The organism is Pseudomonas entomophila L48 (genome assembly GCF_000026105.1).
Classification (GTDB): Bacteria; Pseudomonadota; Gammaproteobacteria; order Pseudomonadales; family Pseudomonadaceae; genus Aquipseudomonas; species Aquipseudomonas entomophila.
Window position 1 is genome coordinate 3,314,073 of sequence record NC_008027.1, and the last position, 17,936, is coordinate 3,332,008.

A 17,936-nucleotide genomic window follows, 5' to 3' on the forward strand; every position below is an offset into this window, starting at 1 on the left:
TGTTATCAATGAACGTACAACTGTCATCTCTTGTAGGAGCGGCTTTAGCCGCGATGCAGGTATCGCGGTGCCTGGCACCCGCTTTGCGGGTGATCGCGGCTGAAGCCGCTCCTACCAAGAGAGGTTGGATTCAGAGACCGCGCAGGGCGTTCGCCAGGGCGTCGAAGGCCTGCCAGAGGTGACAGCACTGCTCGCCAGCGAGGGGGATGTATCGACGGAAGGCTGGCATGCGATTGACCACCTCACTGGCGCCCATGTGCTCCAGGGTCACCTGCCATTGGCCATCGTGGCACTCGATGGCCAGGCGCTTGAAGTCCAAGGGCATCAAGGTGGCGTGAACCTCTTCGAGGCGTGACTCGAGCGCCTCGAACAATTCCTGGTCGCCGCCACGCAGACGGCACGTCAGGCCAGTGCGGCGCAGCGCACCCGTATGATGCAGCTCGGCCCGCAGCGTGCCCTGCCTCAAGGCAGGCACGCGCAGGATGAACTCGCACATCACCAGATGCATCAGCAGATGACGCTCGGTACGCTCGCGCACTTCGATCCGCGGGCCATCCTCGCGGTAGGTAAACGATGCTGCGGATTGCAAATCCGTCAATCCCAGGTTTCGCCACACTCGCTGCAAGGTCGCCCCTGGCCGGTATCCAGCCGGGGCACGCGGCCCTGTCAGGCGCTCAAGCCAGCTTGCCGACATGCCGCACCTGCTCGCTGCGGGATTGGCCGGGCTCGGCGGCGAACTCTTTCTCCAGCACGTCCTCGACCCGCGCCGGCCTGAACGGGTTGACCTTCTGCACGCACAGCGTCCAGAACAGTGCATACACGGCAGTGGCGCCAAGCATCACGGCAAACGGCACGTACACATCGGCGGGGTTCATGCCCGGCGGGGTGATGAACCACATGCCCAGCAGGATACCGATGCTGGAGACGATCTGCGGCAACGGAAACAGCGGCGAACGGTAGGCGCGCGGCAGGTCGGGGCGGCGGATACGCAGGATCACCACCGACAGGGTCACCAGCAGGTAGGCCGTGCTCCAGGCACACACCGCGGCCAGCACCAGGTGCAGGATATTGTCGGTGTTGCCGCCCAGGTACCAGGCGTGCAGGCAGGGGATCAGCGCCACCACCAGTATGCACAGCAGCGGCGTCTTGAAGCGCGGGTGCAGGTAGGTGAAGACCTTGGGCAGGGCGCCGTCCACGGCCATGCCGTAGAGGATCCGCGGCACGCCGGCCATCAGCGTGTTGATGGTGGCGGCGCCGGCGAACAGGAAACCGATGCCCAGCCACACCGGGCCGATATCGCCCATCACCTGCTCGGCGAAGCGTGGGATGGCCATGGGCGTGTCCAGCAGGTGCACGCCGCTGGCAGCGTCGAGCACCACGTTCTCCACCTGGCGTTTCATCGCCGCGCCATAGATGAACATGCAACTGGCCACGCCGAACAGCCCGAGGGCCATGGCCTTGGGCATCACCCAGGCCGAGCGGCGCAGCTCCGGAGCCAGCGGGGTAACGAACTCGCAGCCGACGAACATGAACATGGCCATGCCCACCAGCGACAGGATGGTCATCAGGTCGGTCCCCACCAGCGACACCCCGAACGGCCCCTCCAGTTCGACGGCCGGCGCGGCGATCACGCCGAGCACGCCGAATACCATCAGCGTGGTCCACATGCCAAAGGTCAGCACCACTTCGGCGCGGCCGAAGGCGCTGACACCGAAGGCGTTGAGCACGCCGAACACCAGCACGAAGCCCACCCCCAGCAGCCACGAGCCACCGGCCGATTCGGCGAGGGTGTTGAGGTGCTCGAAGTTCACCAGGGCCATCACCCCGGAGAGGATGGTCTCGGCGGTGCCGGCGAACACATGCACGATCAGGTAGGCCGACAGGGTGCCGGTGATGGCGAAGAAGCGGCCCAGGCCGCAGTTGATGTAGTCGTATACGGAACCGGTGGTCGGCAGGATCGCCGCCGCTTCGGCGAAGGTGGTCGATTGCGCGAGCATCATCACCGCGGCGATCACCATGGCAACGGCGAAGGCGCTGCCGCCGATGCCGAAGCCCATGGTCGCGGTAAGGATCACGGGGCTGGCCATGATCAGGCCGACGGTGCTGGCCAACGCGGTGGGGAAACCGACGGTGCCGCGGTTCAGGTGCTCGGTGAGCTTATTGTTGATTGTCATGGGCGGGCCCTGGCTGGACGAGGAAAGTGCTATGCCGGGTTACTGTGGCCTGTGTCCATGGCGCTGTCTTGCCCCTGCCTGCCGCTGGCCTTGCAATTCTCTGCCAGCGTTGGCGAAAACCAGTGATTCATCGATATTGCTCAGCGCATTGCCTGGCACCGGCCTTGCCGGTGTTCGCCAGCAAGGATGGCTCCTACAGGTTTACAGACACCTGTAGGAGCGGCTTTAGCCACGACGCAGGCAACGCGATGGCCGGCACCCGCTTCGCGGGTGATCGCGGCTGAAGCCGCTCCTACAGGGGGCATTCCAAATCAACGGGCGATGATCGCCTTGAGCACGGTCTTGAAGGTGTCCAACTGTTCGTGGCTGAACTGGCCAAACACCTGCTCCTGCTGGGTCTGGGCAATACCCCACAGCCCCTCGGTTGCCTCACGACCGTCCTCGGTCAGACAGACCCGGCCATTATCCTCAGCCACCAGTCCCTTGCGCGTAAGGTTGGCCACGGCTTCGCCGACCTCGCGCTCAGGCATCGCCACCTCCCGCAAAAGGTCGGCTGGCGCGAGGCCTGCGTCGTGTTCCAGCACCATCAGCATACGGGCCTCGCTGGTGCGCAAGCCGGTGGCCAGTTGCCGGGGTTGGTAATCGCCCTGGTAAGCGCGCAGAGCCTGGGTCATCAGGTAGTACAGGTTGTGCTGCAAGCGGCCCTGGAAGTGACTGCGGTCATCGCCACGCGGGGCCATGCGCGGGTGTGGCAGGACCATGGAATAGGCGCCCTGGTGATAGAGCAAGGGCGAGCGGCCGAAGTCGTCGAACGCCAGCACCCTGCCCACCAGGATCCAGTGGTCGCCGCCATCGAGCTGCTGGAACGTCTGGCACCGAAAGCGCGCCGCGCAGTCGGCCAACAGCGGTGCGCCGCCCTCGCCCACCTCGTACTCGATGCCGGCAAAGCGGTCGTCGCTGGGGCGGGCGAAGGCATTGGACAGGTCGACCTGGTCAGCGGCCAGCACATTGACCGCGAAATGCCCGGCGGCCTCGAACACGGCGTGGCTGCTGGAGCGCTTGTCGATGCTCCAAAGGACCAGCGGCGGGTCGAGGGACACCGAATTGAAGCTGTTGGCGGTGACACCGACCTTGCGGCCGGCGGCATCGGCGGCGGTGATCACGGTCACGCCGGTGGCGAAGTTGCCCAAGGCGCGGCGGAACGCGCGAGCGTCGAACGAGGTAGTCATGCAAGGCTCCGGATTCGTTGTTGTTCTAGGGCTCAGGTCATTGCTGGATCCGGCTCCAGTCCCATTAGCTCACGGCCGAGGATCTGCGCGCAGACGTCGTAGTCGGTGTAGGCATGGGCACCTGTCATGTGGGCGTCACGGAACAGTCGCTGCAGTTCGCTGCTGTCGAACCAGGCGCCGCCACCGGCGGCTTCCATCAACCGGTCCACCGCCTGGATGCACAGTTTCACGGCATACCCCTGGTTGGTGCGCCAGAACGCCAGCTCCGTGCGCGTCGGGTATTGGTGGCGGGCGCTGTAGTCGGCGATCTGCTCCCAGCTTTTTTCCAGCAAGGCGCGGGCCGCGGCGACCTGGTGGGTGGATTCGGCCAGGCGCATCAACGCCGGCGTGGCGGCGCCGACGGCGGCACCGGTGTAGGCGCGCACGCGGTGGCGGGTCTTGTCCTTGAACGCTTCAAGCATCCTCTCGGCGATGCCCAGGCTGACCGTCGAGAAGCCACTGGCGAAGTACGGGCGGTAAGGGTTGAAGTAGAGGGCGCTGTCCGGGTACAGGCCGAACCCCGCCGACTGGCCTTCCATCATGTCCCGGGCCTTCTGGATGCGATGCTCGGGCACGAAGGCGCGGTCGACCACCAGGGTGCGGCTGCCACTGGCGCGCATGCCGGCGGCGAACCAGTCGTCGCGGATCTGGTAGTCGCTGCGCGGCAGCACGGCAAAGCAGTAGTCCTGACCGCCCTGCGGGTTGGCCCGGCGAAAGCCCATGATCGCCCACTCGGCGTGGTCGCAGCCGCTGCTCCAGCCCATCTCGCCGCTGAACAGCACGCCACCCTCCACCTCCTCGGTGCGGCCGAACGGGGCGATGCTGCTGCTTGCGGTGGCATCCGGGTCGTCCAGCCAGAGCTCGTCCTGCAACCTGGCCGAAAACATCGCCAGCTGGTGGCTGTGGGTGCACAGCAGGCTCATGGCCCAGGCCGTGCTAGCGCAGGCGCCAGCCAGGGCGCCGATGCATTCGGCGAACTGCGGCAGGCTGATTTCCAGGCCGCCGTAGTGCCAGGGCTGAAAGGCCCTGTGCAGGCCGATGCCCTTGAGCAGGGCGATGTTTTCGGCGGGCACGCTGCGCTCGCGCTCGGCCTGGTCGGCGCGGGCGGCGATGGCGGGCAACAGGGGCTTGAGGTCTTCAAGCAGGGCGTTTGGCTTTTTCATGATCTGGCTCATTGTTATTGGACCGTGGCGAGCGTGGCCATCAAGTGGCGGCCCGCTGATGAATGCCGGGTCAGTATGGGAGCCGCGCCGGGGGTGGAAAATGCAACTTCCGCACCTCGAATTGCATTTTTCGTGGGTTATTTCGCGCTGGCAGGCTGGGTCATGGGGCTGGCATGGGCAGACAAGATCGTGAGGGCTCGAGCGCATTAAGCTCAGGCAAAAGACCTGAGATCGCCCCCCCCTGTAGGAGCCAGCTTGCTGGCGAACCTTGCCACGACCGTGTCAAGCCTTGGTTCGCCAGCAAGCTGGCTCCTACAGGGGGACAATCATTGCCCGGAGCCGAAGCATGAGCGACATCCCCCTCCTTTCCAGCGTCACCGCGTTCCTTGCCCGCGACCATGGCCTGTACATCCATGGTCAGGCCGTCCCAAGCCAATCCGCCGCCCGCATCAGCGTGGTGAACCCCGCTAACGGCGAGCCCATCACCCAGGTCACCGATGCCAACCAGGCTGATGTCGAGCAGGCCGTCGCCTCCGGCCGCCAGGGCTTCCTGACCTGGTCACGCACCAGTCCTGCCGCCCGCGCTGCGGTGCTGTTCCGGCTAGCGGACCTGCTGGAAGCCCACCGCGAGGAACTGGCCCAGCTGGAAACCCTGCAATCGGGCAAACTGATCGGCATCGCCCGCGCCTTCGAGGTGGACCAGGCCGCGCACTTCCTGCGCTACTACGCCGGCTGGGCGACCAAGATCAGCGGCCAGACCCTCACCCCGTCGCTGCCCTCCTTCGCCGGCGAGCGCTACAGCGCCTTCACCCTGCGCGAGCCGGTGGGCGTGGTGGTGGGCATCGTGCCGTGGAACTTCGCGACGATGATCGCCATCTGGAAACTGGCCTCGGCGCTGACCACCGGGTGCAGCATCGTGCTCAAGCCCAGCGAGTTCACCCCGCTGACCCTGCTGCGTATCGCCGAGCTGGCCAGCGCGGCCGGGCTGCCACCTGGCGTGCTCAATGTGCTGACCGGCGGCGGCCTGGTGGGCAAGGCGCTGGTCGAACACCCAGGTACCGACAAGGTGTCGTTCACCGGCTCCGTACCCACCGGCATCGCCGTCGGCCAGGCTGCCATGGGCGCCAAGCTGACCCGCGCCACCCTGGAGCTGGGCGGCAAGAACTCGGTGGCGTTCCTGCCCGACGTGGGCATCGACAAGGCGGTGGACGGCATCATCGAAGCCGGTTTCCTGCATTCGGGGCAGATCTGCGCCGCCGGCGAGCGGTTCTTCGTCCACCGCTCGCGGATCGAACCGCTGCTCGACGCCCTGGCGCTACGCCTGGCGCAGCTCAAGACCGGCTCGCCACTGGACGAAACCACCCAGTTCGGCCCTGTGGCCAACAAGCCGCACCAGCAGAAGCTCGCCGAGCTGTTCGCCCTCGCCCGCGCCGAGGGCAGTCAGATCGTCCATGGCGGGCGCATCGGCGAAGGCCCAGGCTGCTTCGTCGAACCCACGGTAATCCTCGCCAATTCGGCCCAGGACAGCTTGCTCAACCAGGAAACCTTCGGCCCGGTGGCGACCTTCCTGCCCTATGACGACGAAGACGAGCTGCTGCAATTGATGAACGCCACCCCCTACGGCCTGTCCGCCAGCCTGTGGAGCAACGACCTGGGCAAGGTCATGCGCCTGATCCCGGAGGTCCAGGCCGGCACCCTGTGGGTGAACATGCACACCCTGCTCGACCCCGCCGTGCCGTTCGGCGGCATCAAGGCCTCCGGCATCGGCCGCGAATTCGGCTCGGCCTTCATCGATGACTTCACCGAGCTCAAGTCGGTGATGATCCGCTACTGACCATGGCCAACGCCCTGGACGAGCTGGGACGCTACTGCCTGCAGGCGTTCAGCCAGCAGGTGCCAGCGTCCCTGGCGGCGTTCTACCGCATCGACGCCGGGCAGCAGGCCTGCGACTTCCTGTTGCAGGACCTGCAGGCGCCCATGCACGCGCGCTATCTGGAACGCTATCGGGCCTTCGACCCGCTGCAGCCGGGGCATTGCCTGGCCATCGGCGGGCCGGTGGTGTCGCTGCGCCAGGGCCTGGCCCATCTACCGCAAGACCAGGGCCGCACCTATCGCCAGTTCCTGGCGCAGCATCAGGTGGTGGATGTGGTGGAGATCATCGCCCAGGTGCGCGGCCAACCCCGCGCGGGCATTTCCCTGCTGCGCTGCGCCAGCCTGGGCGAGTTCCGTGACGCCGAGCTGCAACGGCTGCTGCCGTTGCATGGGTTGATGCAACTGGCGCTGGCCAGCCAGCCGCTAGCACAGAACGCCGTACCCATCGCGCTCACCCCACGGGAGCGACAGATTGCCGAACTGTTGCGCCAGGGCGCCAGCAACAAGCTGATCGCCCGGGCACTGGAGGTTGGCCTGCCAACGGTGAAGACCCACCTGATCAACCTGTTCCGCAAGCTGGGGGTGAGCAACCGCACCGAGCTTGTGGCCAGCCTGTTCCTGTGACTCAACCTTCCGGTTGATACCAGGCCTTCCCGTGGCACTGCACCCTGTGGCCAAGCCAACCACAGGAGTCACCCCCATGAGCAAACCCGCCGACTGGATCACCGTGGGCGCCCTCGCCGAGGGCTTCGCCCCGCAAGCGTTCATCCTGCCGCAACGGGCCGACCTTGCCAGGCGCACGCTCACCCTCCACTTCGCCAATGGCTGGGTCATCCAGCACCGCTTCGATGCCGACCGACTGCACTGGCACGCCGCCGACGGCCACAGCACCGGCAGTGCCAGCTACCGCGCCACGTCAGTGCGCGATGGGCTGTACCTGGTCGATTTCATCAAGCAGGAAGGCGGCCAGCCCTGGTCGATCTCGCTGGTGCTCGATACCTTCAGCCGGTCTTTCACCGCCGTGCTCGGCCGCTTGCCCAATCAGGCTCAGACTGAACGCGGCCTGTACACCCGCGCCCTGGCCGGCGAACCCTTGACCGGCGTCGAGGCGACCTTCCTCCACGGCACCCTCGACCGCCCCTGGCAGGACGGCGCCTGCCCCCACGCGCCGACCACCGAGCTGGTGGGGCTGCGCAACCACTACCGCTACAGCCCGACCGAAGAGTACGAGCACCTCTACCTGAATGCCGGCTACTACAGCTGGCAGTGCCTCAAGGGGGTCGAGCAAGGTCTTTGCGACACCGACCGCGCCTACTACTACAAGATCGCCGAGCAGCTGTACCTGTTCGTCTGGTGCGAGAAGATCGTGCCGACCTTGGGCCTGGTGATGATCGACCTGCAGCAACACCGCAGCGACGGCAAGATCTTCGGCTATGCCGGTGGCAGCTTCGATGCCCTGGCCAACTTCCCGGTGTCCTCGTACTGCCGGGTGGTCAACCGCACGGAGTACCCGCAGTGAGCCGCCGCGTGCTGGTCACCGGTGCCGGCAGCGGCATCGGCGCGGCCTGTGCCCTGCGCCTGGCGCGCCAGGGCTGGCAGGTGGCGCTGGTGGGGCGGCGCCAAGCGGCGCTCGAACGGGTCGCCGAGGCAACGGGCGGCCTGGTGCTGGCGGGCGATGCGGCAGACAGCGCCACCTGGGGCGGCTTCATCGAGCAGGTCGAGGCGCGCTTCGGCGGCCTCGACGCCGTCATTGCCTGTGCCGGCGGCCACGGCCTCGGGCGTGCGGGCGATACCAGCGACGACGCCTGGCATGACGCGCTGCGCGGCAACCTCGACAGTGCCTTCCACACTGCCCGCGCCTGCCTGCCGTTGCTTTTGGCCAGCCGAGGCAGCCTGGTGCTGCTCGGTTCGATCGCCTCGTTGGCGGCCGGGCCCGAGGTGTGCGGCTATACCACCGCCAAGCATGCCCTGGTCGGCCTGATGCGCTCCCTGGCTCGTGACTATGGCCCTTCCGGCGTGCGGGTCAACTGCGTGTGCCCGGGCTGGGTGCGCACCCCGATGGCAGACGCGGAAATGCAGGCGTTGATGGACCATTACGGTGAGGACCTGGAGGCCGCCTACCAACGCGTCACTCGCGATGTGCCGCTGCGCCGCCCGGCAGACAGTGACGAGATCGCCGCCTTGTGCCAGTTCCTGGTCAGCGCCGAGGCGAGCATCGTGACTGGCGCGGTGATCACCGCCGACGGCGGCTCGACCGTGGTCGATGTGCCGACCTTGGCCTACACCCGCCTGGAGCACCAGCCATGAGCGCGCGCTACGATTTCGCCGGGCGCACGGTGCTGGTCACCGGGGCGGCCGGGGGCATCGGCCGGGCCATTGTCGAGGGCTTTGCCGGCAATGGCGCGCGGGTGCTGGCCGTCGATGTCGAGCCTGTGGCGTTGGCCTCATTGGTCGAGGCGCAACGTGCCCAGGGCCGCGATGTGCAGGCCCTGGTGCTCGACCTGGCCGACGCCCAGGCCATTGGCGCGCTGTTCGACGGCTTGCCGCGCCTGGACGTACTGGTACACAACGCCGCGTACTTTCCGCTCACACCGTTTGCCGACATCACGCCGGCGCTGTTGCAGCGCACCCTGGCCGTGAACCTAGGTGCGCTGTTCTGGCTCACCCAGGGCGCCTTGCCGCTGTTTCGCAAACAAAGAAGAGGCTGCGTGCTGGCGACCTCGTCGGTGACCGGACCACGGGTGGCCTACCCGGGCCTGAGCCATTACGCCGCGTCCAAGGCCGGCGTCAACGGTTTCATTCGCAATGCCGCGCTGGAGCTGGCGCCGTTGAATGTGCGGGTCAACGGGGTCGAGCCGGGGATGGTGCGCACGCCGGCCATGGGCAACCTCGGCGACGCCGCGCTGAATGCGCGGATTGCCGCAGGGGTGCCGCTGGGGCGCCTTGGCGAACCGGCCGATATCGCCGCGGCGATGTTGTTCCTGGCGTCCGATGCGGCCGGCTATATCACCGGCCAGACCTTGATCGTCGACGGTGGCGCCACCTTGCCGGAAACCCCCGCCCAATGAGGCCGTTGTAGGAGCGGGTTTACCCGCGATGCAGGCACCTAGCTGCAGGGCACCGGCTTCGCCGGTGTTCGCGGGTAAACCCGCTCCTACAGGCGCAGCCACCGCAATGGCGGCCAGGTGCAAGCGCGCTGGCAGCCACGGGCAAGACCCGCCCCACCGTTCCACGCGCTAATGCCCCGTCGCCCTGCGACACCTGCCTCCACAACAACGCGGCCCCAAGACCGCACATAACGAACGAGGAACGATCCATGCGTCTCACCCCACGCCGTACCGCCCTGGCCCTGGCCTTGCTGGTCACGGGCCAGGCCACTTCGGCCCACGAGCTGTACGCCGACGACGACACCCACCTGAACGCCGACCTGCTTGCGGTCTGGGGCATGTTCAACAGCCGCCACAACTATGACGGCACGCCTGGTGGCTCGACCTGGCGCGAAGGCTTCATCAAGTACGGCCTGAGCGGAGACCAGGGCCTGGCCGGCAACGGCAGCCTTTACGGTGCGCTGAACTGGGTAAGCTCCGGCGCCTGGGGCGACGGCGATGCCGGGGGCAACCAGGATGGCTCCGAACGCACCACCAAGATCGAGGACGCCTACCTGGGTTGGCGCTCCGGCGCTCTGTTCCCGTTGCTGGGCCAGGATGGCGTGGACATTTCCGGTGGCCGCCAGGTGATTCGTCTGGGCAGCGGTTTCCTGATCAACGACGACGGCCCCAACCTCGGCAAAGGCCCGGCCGAGGGCCATCTCAACCGCGGCGGTGGCTTCTACCTTGGCGCCCGGCATGCCTTCGACCGCACGGCGGTGCTGCGCCTGGGCGGCAAGGAGGGTTTGCACGGCAGCGTGCTCTGGCTTAAATCCGACAACCGCGCCCAGGCCGAAACCGAACTGGCCGCCGGCACCCTGGACTACACCCACGCGCTGGGCACCCTGGGCCTGACCTATATCCACGGCATCGATGTCGCCGACCAGTGGGCCAGCGATTTCCAGAAGGCCCGCGAAGGCATGGATGTATACAGCCTGCGCGGTGAGGGCAACGCCGGCTTGGCCAATACCCGCCTGGCCTTCGAATACGCCTGGCAGGACACGCGTGGCGGCCGGGAAACAGCCTGGTACGCCGAGGCCGGCTACACCTTCGCCGAGGCGCCATGGGCGCCGCAGCTGACCTACCGCTACACCCGCTACTCAGCAGGTTGGGACCTGCTGTTCACCGGCCTGTCCGGCGGCTACGGCACCTGGATCCAGGGTGAGGTGGCGGGCAACTATGCCGGGCCGTTCAACACCAACAGCGGCATCCACCATGTCGGCTTGAAGGCCACGCCACGGGACGACGTCACCGTGGGTGCGCTGTTCTTCGACTTCAATACCGTGCGTACCCGCGACACCCTCAACCTCGATGCGCAGGAACTGGACCTGTATGTGGAATGGGCGGTGAACGAGCACCTGATCGTCACCCCGCTGCTGGGGCTGTTCAAGCCGCGCAAGGATCAGAGCAATGGCGGGAACCAGGTGGGGAGTGGGACCAATGTGTACAGCCAGTTGACGGTGGCGGTGCCGTTCTGAGCAGCGGTTCGCCAGCAAGCTGGCTCCTACAAGTTCACCGCGCACTACTTGTAGGAGCCAGCTTGCTGGCGAACCGCCCGCAACTAGCCCAGCAACAGACGCAGGTCAGCGCCGGCTTCGTTCAACGGCGGGCACCAATAGTAGCCACCGCTCAGCGGCCGGCTGAAGCGGTACAAACCATCGATCACGCCATCTTCCAGCCCGCTCATGCGGCGCAGTTGCACCTCGAAGGCATCGAACGAATACCCCAGCGCCACAAACGCCAGACCCGCGCCGCGCTCGTCGGCCCAGGCCACCGAACGACGCACGATGAACGCCTCGGGCTCGAAGCTCTCCTGGGCGGTGCGCTTGACGTGGGCCGACTCGGGCGCGTCGTCAAGCTCTTCGTTATCGCTCAGGCGGCGGCCGATGATGTTGTCCTGCTCGCCCTGGGGCAGCGACTTGAAGTAGTTCAGGTCGTGCTTCCACAGCTGGAAGGCGGCATAGCTCGAGCCCGCCAGGCCCGGCACATCGCCCGGCACGATGGCGGCGGCGACGGCGTCTTCATCCACCGGGTTCTCGGTGCCGTCTTCGTAGCCGGTCAGGTCATGGCCACCGCGGTGCAGGAAGCCATCGACGCTGTCCACCAGGCGCAGGGCCGGTGCCAGGGCCTGTTGCAGCGCCTGGGCGCGCAGGAACAGCTCGCCACGCTCCTCGCCGCGCAGCCACAGCCACAGGGCGTGCTGGGTGGCCGGGTTCTCCACCACCGCGTCCAGTTGCGGGAAGCTGCGCAGGCCAGGTACTTCGCGGCCCAGGGCCTTGGCCAGCGGCGCGCCGACGGCGAGGATCAGGTTGTTGCCATCGACCTGCGGCAGCAGTTGGTCCAGGACGGCGGGCAAGGCCTCGACCGCGTCGAGGGCGAAGAACAGGTGGCGGGCATGGGCCGGCACCGGTGTGGCAAGCAGACCTGGCTGGAACGGCATGACAGGCTAATCCTCGGCAAAAGCGGGAATGCTACTGCGCCAGGCGCGGCATCGCAACGCGACCCAGGGCCGCTGTGCCGGGCCAGTTTAGTAACAAACGGTTACCAAGAAAGGTGTATTGCAATTAGCTATCGTTCCAACGCCACCTAGACTCCCGGGATCCTTCGCCCGAGAGACCGCCCATGACCGCCTCGCCGCTGCTCACCGCCGTCCTGCCCCTCGCCCTGGGCATCATCATGCTCGGCCTGGGGTTGTCGCTGACCCTGGCCGACTTCGCCCGGGTGGTCAAATACCCGAAACCCGTGGTGATCGGGCTGACCTGCCAGATCCTGCTGCTGCCGCTGGTGTGTTTTCTGATCGCCAACGGCTTCGGCCTGGAGTCGGCGCTGGCGGTGGGGCTGATGCTGCTGGCCGCCTCGCCGGGCGGTACCACGGCCAACCTGTTCAGCCACCTGGCCCATGGCGACGTGGCGCTGAACATCACCCTCACCGCGGTCAATTCGCTGATCGCCATCCTCACCATGCCGTTGCTGGTGAACCTGTCGCTGACCTGGTTCATGGCGTCCGACCAGGCCATCCCGTTGCAATTCGCCAAGGTCATGCAGGTGTTCGCCATCGTCCTGCTGCCGGTGGCGCTGGGCATGCTGATCCGCCACTGGGCGCCGCGCTTCGCCGCGCGCATGGAAAAACCGATGAAGCTGGTGGCGGCGTTGTTCCTGGCGTTCACCATCGTGCTGGCGCTGGCCAAGGACTGGCAGACGGTGGTCGAGTACGCGCCGGTGGTGGGTGGCGCCGCACTGCTGTTCAACCTGCTGAGCCTGGGGGTGGGCTACTGGGTGCCAAGGCTGCTGAGCATCCCCCGGCGCCAGGCGATCGCCATCGGCATGGAGATCGGCATTCACAACGGCACCCTGGCCATCGCCCTGGCCCTGAGCCCGACGCTGCTGAACAACGCGACCATGGCGGTGCCGGCGGCGATCTACAGCCTGATCATGTTCTTCACGGCGGCGGGGTTCGGCTGGTGGGTGAGCCGCGGGCAAAAGGCCGGGATCGCGCATAGCACAGGGGCTCTGTAGGAGCGGCTTCAGCCGCGATACGGGCAACGCGGTGCATGGCACCCGCTTCGCGGGTGTTCGCGGCTGAAGCCGCTCCTACAGGCCCCTGCGCCGCTTCAGCTGTTGCTTCAACACCCGCAACGGTGGCGCGTAGAAGAACCCGAACGAAACACTGCCTTCGCGCCCCTTCACCGCATGGTGCAGCCGATGCGCCCGGTACAGCCGCTTGAGGTAGCGATTGACCGGCTTCGGCGCCCGTGGCCAGTGGCGGTGAAAGAAACCGTCATGGGCCAGCACATAGGCCACGCCATACCCGGCCACTCCACCGCCGACCCACTGCAACGGCGCATGCCCGGCCTTGCCCAGCGCCACCAGCGCCGTGGCGATCAGCCCGAGGGCGAGCAGATACAGGTCGTTGGTTTCCAGCATGCCCAGCTGCGGTTCATGGTGCGAGCGGTGCAGCCACCAGCCCCAGCCATGCATGACGTACTTGTGGGCCAGCGTGCCGACGCCTTCCATGGCCACCAGGGTGCCGAACAGGATGGCGAGGTTGAACAACATGAGACGATCCGGGGGGTTGGCAACGAAAGGCGCAAGGGTAACATTGCCGGCAGGTCATACGGAGGGATTTTCCATGAAGGATGTACACGCCTCGGCCAGCACCGGCTTCACCCGCCAGTCGGGCAACTACGAACAGGGCCGGCCGGACTACCCCATCGCGCTGCAGGGCTGGCTGCGCGACACACTCGGCGTCGGCAACGGCACGACGGTGCTGGACCTGGGCGCCGGCACCGGCAAGTTCACCCGCCTGCTCACCCCGCTGGCACCACGCCTGACGGCGGTGGAGCCGGTGGCCGCCATGCGCGAGCGCTTCCATGAGCAACTGCCCGAAGTACCCGTGCTCGAAGGCACCGCCCAGCACATGCCCGTGGCCGACGCCAGCCAGCAGGTGCTGGTCTGCGCCCAGGCCTTCCACTGGTTCGCCGACGCCGCCGCGCTGGCCGAAATGCACCGCGTGCTGGCCCCCGGCGGACGGCTGGGGTTGGTGTGGAACGTGCGCGACGAGTCGGTGGACTGGGTGGCGCGCATCACCGAGATCATCACCCCCTACGAAGGCGACACCCCTCGCTTTCACACCGGCCGCTGGCGCGAGGCGTTCGACGGCCGCTGGTTCAGCGCGCCGACCCTGACCACCCTGCCCCATGTCCACGAAGGCAGCCCCCAGACCGTGATCATCGAACGGCTGCGCTCGGTCAGCTTCATCGCCGCCCTGCCCCAGGTCGAGCAGGACAAGGTCATGGCGCGGCTGCAGGACCTGATCGACCACCACCCCGATCTGAAGGGCCGCGAGCGCATCGCCTTCCCCTACCAGACCCAGGCCTACCGCTGCCAGCGCCTGGATTAACCGGATTGTCATGTTCCGCGCCTTGACCCGTTGGCGGTCAAGGCGTATGGTCCGCCGCGCACTCAAGCATCCCTTCAACAGGAGTCCCCTGCATTGGACAGTAGCCCCAGTCGATTGCGACAGGCCCACACGGCGAGCTAGTCCGGCAGCGTTCCTGCCACTGTCTCGCCGCACCCGGTAGACGGTGGTTTCCTCCAGCCCTCCATGGCTGAGCACCCCTCTTTTCCAGCAGCCTTGCCACCCGGCATGGCGCGTGGTCCTGCGCATTCCTCGCTTTCAATCGCGCCGTCTTCGGCCGGCGCTGCCGCGGGCCATCGCCCGCGCAAACGGAGTTCGCTATGGATTGGAAAATCTTTCTGCTGCGCGTAAGCGTGGCCCTGCTGCTCGGCGCCGTGATCGGTGCCGAGCGTCAACTGCGCCAGCGCCTGACGGGCCTGCGCACCAACGCGCTGGTGAGCACCGGTGCCTGCCTGTTCGTGCTGATGACCCAGGCGGTGCCGGGCATGGCGCCCACCGACGCTTCGCGCATCGCCGCCTACGTGGTGTCGGGCATCGGCTTTCTCGGCGGTGGCGTGATCATGCGCGATGGTTTCAACGTACGCGGCCTGAACACCGCCGCCACCCTTTGGTGCACCGCGGCGGTGGGCGTGCTGTGCAGCCTCGGGCTGCTGCTCGAAGCCTCGCTGGGCAGCCTGGTGGTGCTGTGCGCCAACATTCTGCTGCGCGATATCGCCCAGCGCCTGGACCGCCAGGACATGGTGCCGGCCAGCGAGGTCGAGCAGCGCTTCGAGGTGCGCATCGTCTGCCGCGCCGAGGATGAGATCCAGGTGCGCAGCCTGATGCTGCACAGCCTGAGCGACCCAGGCCTGCGCCTGCAATCGCTGCACAGCGAGGACCTGGCCGACCCCATGCGCCTGGAAGTGCGCGCCGAGCTGCTCGGCACGCCCCAGGCGCCCACTTCGCTGGAGCGCCTGGTCAGCCGGGTCAGCCTGGAGAAAGGTGTGAGCTCGGTACGCTGGCAACTGCAACGCCCTGTGCTGGAGGCCGACTAGCCGTCGCTGCGCAGGTGGCGCTCCCTGAGTTCCTGGCGCTCCTTGGCCTCGATGCTCAGGGTCGCGGTGGGGCGCAGCAGCAGGCGGCGCAGGCCGATGGGCTCGCCGGTTTCCGCGCACCAGCCGTAGTCGCCGCGGACCAGGCGTTCCAGCGCCTGGTCGATCTTGTCGAGCAGCTTCTTTTCCCGCTCCAGCGAGCGCAGTTGCCAGTGGCGTTCCTCCTCGGCGCTGCCCAGGTCAGCCGCGTCGCTGTGCACTTCCTGTTCACGCAGGGCGCGGAATTCCTGTTCGATACGCGCTTGCAGCTCGCGCCGTTGGGTCAGCAGCAGGTTACGGAAGAACTGGCGCTGGGGTTCGCTCATGTAGGCGTCGGTGGATTGCTGTAGCAATTGGTCTTCGGTCATGGTGTTTCTCCTGGCGGGTTCGCCGGCAAGCCGGCGCCTACATAGGGCGTGGGCGATCGAACATCAGTGGCAGGCCCTGGCAATGTGGTTGTACGCGTCCTTCATGCCAGGCCAATTGCCCAGACACCAAGGTGCTGCGTACCACATGGTGGAAGCCACGTGCCTGGAACGGCGTCCAGCCGCAACGGGCCAGCACGGGGTCGTCGGCCACCGCGCGCGGCGTGTCCAGGCGCTCGACCAGGGCAAGGTCCGCCCAGTAGCCCTCGCGCAGGAAACCACGCTCGCGGATGGCGAACAGCTCGGCCACCGCGTGGCTGGTCTTGGCCACCACCTGCGCCATGCTCAACACGCCTTCGCTGACCAGCTCCAGTGCCGCCGGCAACGCGTGCTGCACCAGCGGCAAGCCTGACGGCGCACGGCTGTAGCGCTGACGTTTCTCTTCCAGCGTGTGCGGCGCATGGTCGGTGCCGATCACATCGATACGGTCGTCGGCCAGGGCCCGGCGCAGGGCGTCACGGTCGCTGCGGGTCTTGATCGCCGGGTTGCACTTGATCAGGTGGCCGAGGCTGGCGTAGTCGCCATCGTCGAACAGCAGGTGGTGCAGGCACACCTCGGCGGTGATGCGCTTGCCCGCCACCGGGCCCGGCTGGAACAGTTCCAGTTCGCGCGCGGTGGTCAGGTGCAGCACATGCAGCCGGGTACCGAAGCGCCGGGCCAGCTCGACCGCCAGGCTGGACGAGCGATAGCAGGCCTCGGCGTCACGGATCAGCGGGTGTGCGGCGGGTGGAATGAACTCGCCATGGTGCGCCTGCCAGCGGGCTTCGTTTGCCAGGATGCTCGGGGTGTGCTCGCAGTGGGCCAGCAGCAGGGTTGGGGTATAGATGAACAGCTTTTCCAGCACCTGCGGGTCGTCCACCAGCATGTTGCCGGTCGAGGCGCCCATGAACACCTTGACCCCGGCCACCTCACGCGGGTCCAACGCGGCGATGGTGTCGAGGTTGTCGCGGCTGACGCCGAAGTGAAAGGCATAGTTGGCTAGCGAACTGGCCGCCGCCCTGCGCTTCTTGTCGGCCAGCGCTTCGAGCGTCAGGGTCGGCGGATGGGTGTTGGGCATGTCCATGAAACTGGTGATGCCCCCCGCCACCGCCGCCCGCGACTCGCTGGCGATGCACCCCTTGTGCGGCGCGCCCGGCTCGCGAAAGTGCACCTGGTCGTCGATCATCCCGGGCAACAACCAGGCGCCCCGTGCATCGATCTCGCACCGCGCCCGGGCGCCTTCCAGGCTGCCGGCGATGCGTTCGATCCGGCCCTGGCGCACCAGCAGGTCGCCTTCGAATTCACGCCCTTCATTGACCATGCGCGCATTGCGCAGCAACAGTTCGTCCATGCTCAGAACTCATTGCGCAGGGCCTTGTAGCCCTGCACCAGGTCGATATTGGTGCGCGCCACGTCCTCCGAGAACTCGGATGCCGAGACGCTGACGGGTGGAAAGCGGCCCAGGTCGGTATGCGGGCCGATGTGCTCGGTGGGTGGCACGTAGAAGCGTGCGGGCAGGTCACGGCCATCGACCACCGAGTTGTGCCGCACCACGCTGCCATCGCCGACCTGGCAGTTGAAAAGCACGCTGTTGAAGCCGATGAACACCCGGTCACCGACCTGGCAAGGGCCATGCACGATGGAACGGTGGGCGATCGAGCTGAACTGGCCGATGCGCACCGCCGCGCCGGACTTTGAGTGGATGACCACGCCGTCCTGGATGTTGGAATTGGCGCCGATGACAATCGGCTGCATGTCGCCGCTGGCATCCACTTCGTCGGCGCGAATCACCGCGTAGGGGCCGACGAAGACGTTGTCGTGGATGATCACCTTGCCGCAGATGATCGCGGTCGGGTCGATGTAGGCCGACTCGGCGATGTCGGGGAGATGGCCGGAGGGGTTTCTGCGGATCACGGGAGAA

General features: G+C 66.9%; 18 protein-coding genes. 9 read left to right on the top strand and 9 right to left on the bottom strand.

The window, feature by feature from the left end; genetic code table 11:
- Nucleotides 1–130: 130 nt before the first annotated feature.
- From PSEEN_RS14360 to PSEEN_RS14375, 4 genes are all read right to left on the bottom strand, one after another.
- Nucleotides 131–694: a DUF3156 family protein gene (locus PSEEN_RS14360; protein ID WP_044488182.1), complete on the bottom strand. Its 564-nt coding sequence runs from the start codon at nucleotides 692–694 to the stop codon at nucleotides 131–133.
- Nucleotides 675–2,174, bottom strand: a complete 1,500-nt coding sequence (locus PSEEN_RS14365) for an APC family permease (RefSeq protein ID WP_011534259.1) — start codon at nucleotides 2,172–2,174, stop codon at nucleotides 675–677. Before PSEEN_RS14365 ends, PSEEN_RS14360 begins: the two co-directional genes overlap by 20 nt.
- 311 nt (nucleotides 2,175–2,485) lie before the next feature.
- A complete protein-coding gene (locus tag PSEEN_RS14370; protein ID WP_011534260.1) occupies nucleotides 2,486–3,403 on the bottom strand; it encodes a p-hydroxyphenylacetate 3-hydroxylase reductase component in 918 nt (305 codons plus the stop codon).
- 32 nt (nucleotides 3,404–3,435) lie between these two features.
- Nucleotides 3,436–4,605, bottom strand: a complete 1,170-nt coding sequence (locus tag PSEEN_RS14375; protein ID WP_011534261.1) for a p-hydroxyphenylacetate 3-hydroxylase oxygenase component — start codon at nucleotides 4,603–4,605, stop codon at nucleotides 3,436–3,438.
- Nucleotides 4,606–4,951: 346 nt separating this feature from the next.
- Between PSEEN_RS14375 and PSEEN_RS14380 the strand changes: the two genes are divergently transcribed.
- The 6 genes from PSEEN_RS14380 (at nucleotide 4,952) to PSEEN_RS14405 (ending at nucleotide 11,101) form a co-directional block, all read left to right on the top strand.
- Nucleotides 4,952–6,439, top strand: a complete 1,488-nt coding sequence (locus PSEEN_RS14380; RefSeq protein WP_011534262.1) for an aldehyde dehydrogenase family protein — start codon at nucleotides 4,952–4,954, stop codon at nucleotides 6,437–6,439.
- Nucleotides 6,440–6,441: 2 nt separating this feature from the next.
- Nucleotides 6,442–7,101: a helix-turn-helix transcriptional regulator gene (locus tag PSEEN_RS14385; protein ID WP_011534263.1), complete on the top strand. Its 660-nt coding sequence runs from the start codon at nucleotides 6,442–6,444 to the stop codon at nucleotides 7,099–7,101.
- 76 nt (nucleotides 7,102–7,177) lie between these two features.
- The gene (locus PSEEN_RS14390; protein WP_011534264.1) at nucleotides 7,178–7,996 is read left to right on the top strand and encodes a molybdenum cofactor biosynthesis F family protein; all 819 of its coding nucleotides are present in this window, start codon (nucleotides 7,178–7,180) and stop codon (nucleotides 7,994–7,996) included.
- Nucleotides 7,993–8,784 (top strand): SDR family NAD(P)-dependent oxidoreductase, encoded by a 792-nt coding sequence (locus tag PSEEN_RS14395; RefSeq protein WP_231845270.1) that lies wholly within the window; start codon nucleotides 7,993–7,995, stop codon nucleotides 8,782–8,784. Before PSEEN_RS14390 ends, PSEEN_RS14395 begins: the two co-directional genes overlap by 4 nt.
- Complete coding sequence (locus tag PSEEN_RS14400) at nucleotides 8,781–9,545, top strand: SDR family oxidoreductase (RefSeq protein WP_011534266.1); 765 nt, start codon at nucleotides 8,781–8,783, stop codon at nucleotides 9,543–9,545. The genes PSEEN_RS14395 and PSEEN_RS14400 overlap by 4 nt, the downstream gene beginning before the upstream one ends.
- 248 nt (nucleotides 9,546–9,793) lie before the next feature.
- Nucleotides 9,794–11,101, top strand: coding sequence for an alginate export family protein (locus PSEEN_RS14405; protein WP_011534267.1), 1,308 nt, complete (start codon nucleotides 9,794–9,796; stop codon nucleotides 11,099–11,101).
- An 83-nt stretch (nucleotides 11,102–11,184) separates the two neighbouring features.
- On the opposite strand, the gene PSEEN_RS14410 is transcribed toward PSEEN_RS14405, so the two are convergent.
- Entirely contained in the window at nucleotides 11,185–12,063 is an 879-nt protein-coding gene (locus PSEEN_RS14410; RefSeq protein ID WP_011534268.1) for a Dyp-type peroxidase, read from the bottom strand.
- A 182-nt stretch (nucleotides 12,064–12,245) separates the two neighbouring features.
- On the opposite strand from PSEEN_RS14410, the gene PSEEN_RS14415 reads away from it, so the two are divergent.
- Nucleotides 12,246–13,139, top strand: coding sequence for a bile acid:sodium symporter family protein (locus PSEEN_RS14415; RefSeq protein WP_011534269.1), 894 nt, complete (start codon nucleotides 12,246–12,248; stop codon nucleotides 13,137–13,139).
- A 75-nt stretch (nucleotides 13,140–13,214) separates the two neighbouring features.
- Here the strand turns inward: PSEEN_RS14415 and PSEEN_RS14420 are convergent, their stop codons facing one another.
- The gene (locus PSEEN_RS14420; protein WP_011534270.1) at nucleotides 13,215–13,679 is read right to left on the bottom strand and encodes a sterol desaturase family protein; all 465 of its coding nucleotides are present in this window, start codon (nucleotides 13,677–13,679) and stop codon (nucleotides 13,215–13,217) included.
- A gap of 73 nt (nucleotides 13,680–13,752) precedes the next feature.
- Here PSEEN_RS14420 and PSEEN_RS14425 point away from each other — a divergent pair, with 73 nt between their 5' ends.
- Nucleotides 13,753–14,523 (top strand): class I SAM-dependent methyltransferase, encoded by a 771-nt coding sequence (locus PSEEN_RS14425; protein WP_011534271.1) that lies wholly within the window; start codon nucleotides 13,753–13,755, stop codon nucleotides 14,521–14,523.
- Between the two features lie 338 nt (nucleotides 14,524–14,861).
- The gene (locus PSEEN_RS14430; protein WP_011534272.1) at nucleotides 14,862–15,575 is read left to right on the top strand and encodes an MgtC/SapB family protein; all 714 of its coding nucleotides are present in this window, start codon (nucleotides 14,862–14,864) and stop codon (nucleotides 15,573–15,575) included.
- Here PSEEN_RS14430 and dksA read toward each other — a convergent pair.
- From dksA to PSEEN_RS14445, 3 genes are read right to left on the bottom strand one after another with little or no spacing between them, the layout of a single operon-like run.
- Complete coding sequence (gene dksA, locus PSEEN_RS14435) at nucleotides 15,572–15,979, bottom strand: RNA polymerase-binding protein DksA (protein WP_011534273.1); 408 nt, start codon at nucleotides 15,977–15,979, stop codon at nucleotides 15,572–15,574. The two genes, PSEEN_RS14430 and dksA, sit on opposite strands and share 4 nt — an antisense overlap.
- 37 nt (nucleotides 15,980–16,016) lie before the next feature.
- Complete coding sequence (locus tag PSEEN_RS14440; RefSeq protein WP_011534274.1) at nucleotides 16,017–17,366, bottom strand: dihydroorotase; 1,350 nt, start codon at nucleotides 17,364–17,366, stop codon at nucleotides 16,017–16,019.
- 2 nt (nucleotides 17,367–17,368) lie between these two features.
- On the bottom strand, nucleotides 17,369–17,929 hold the full coding sequence (locus tag PSEEN_RS14445) for a gamma carbonic anhydrase family protein (protein WP_011534275.1): 561 nt from the start codon (nucleotides 17,927–17,929) through the stop codon (nucleotides 17,369–17,371).
- Nucleotides 17,930–17,936 lie beyond the last annotated feature (7 nt).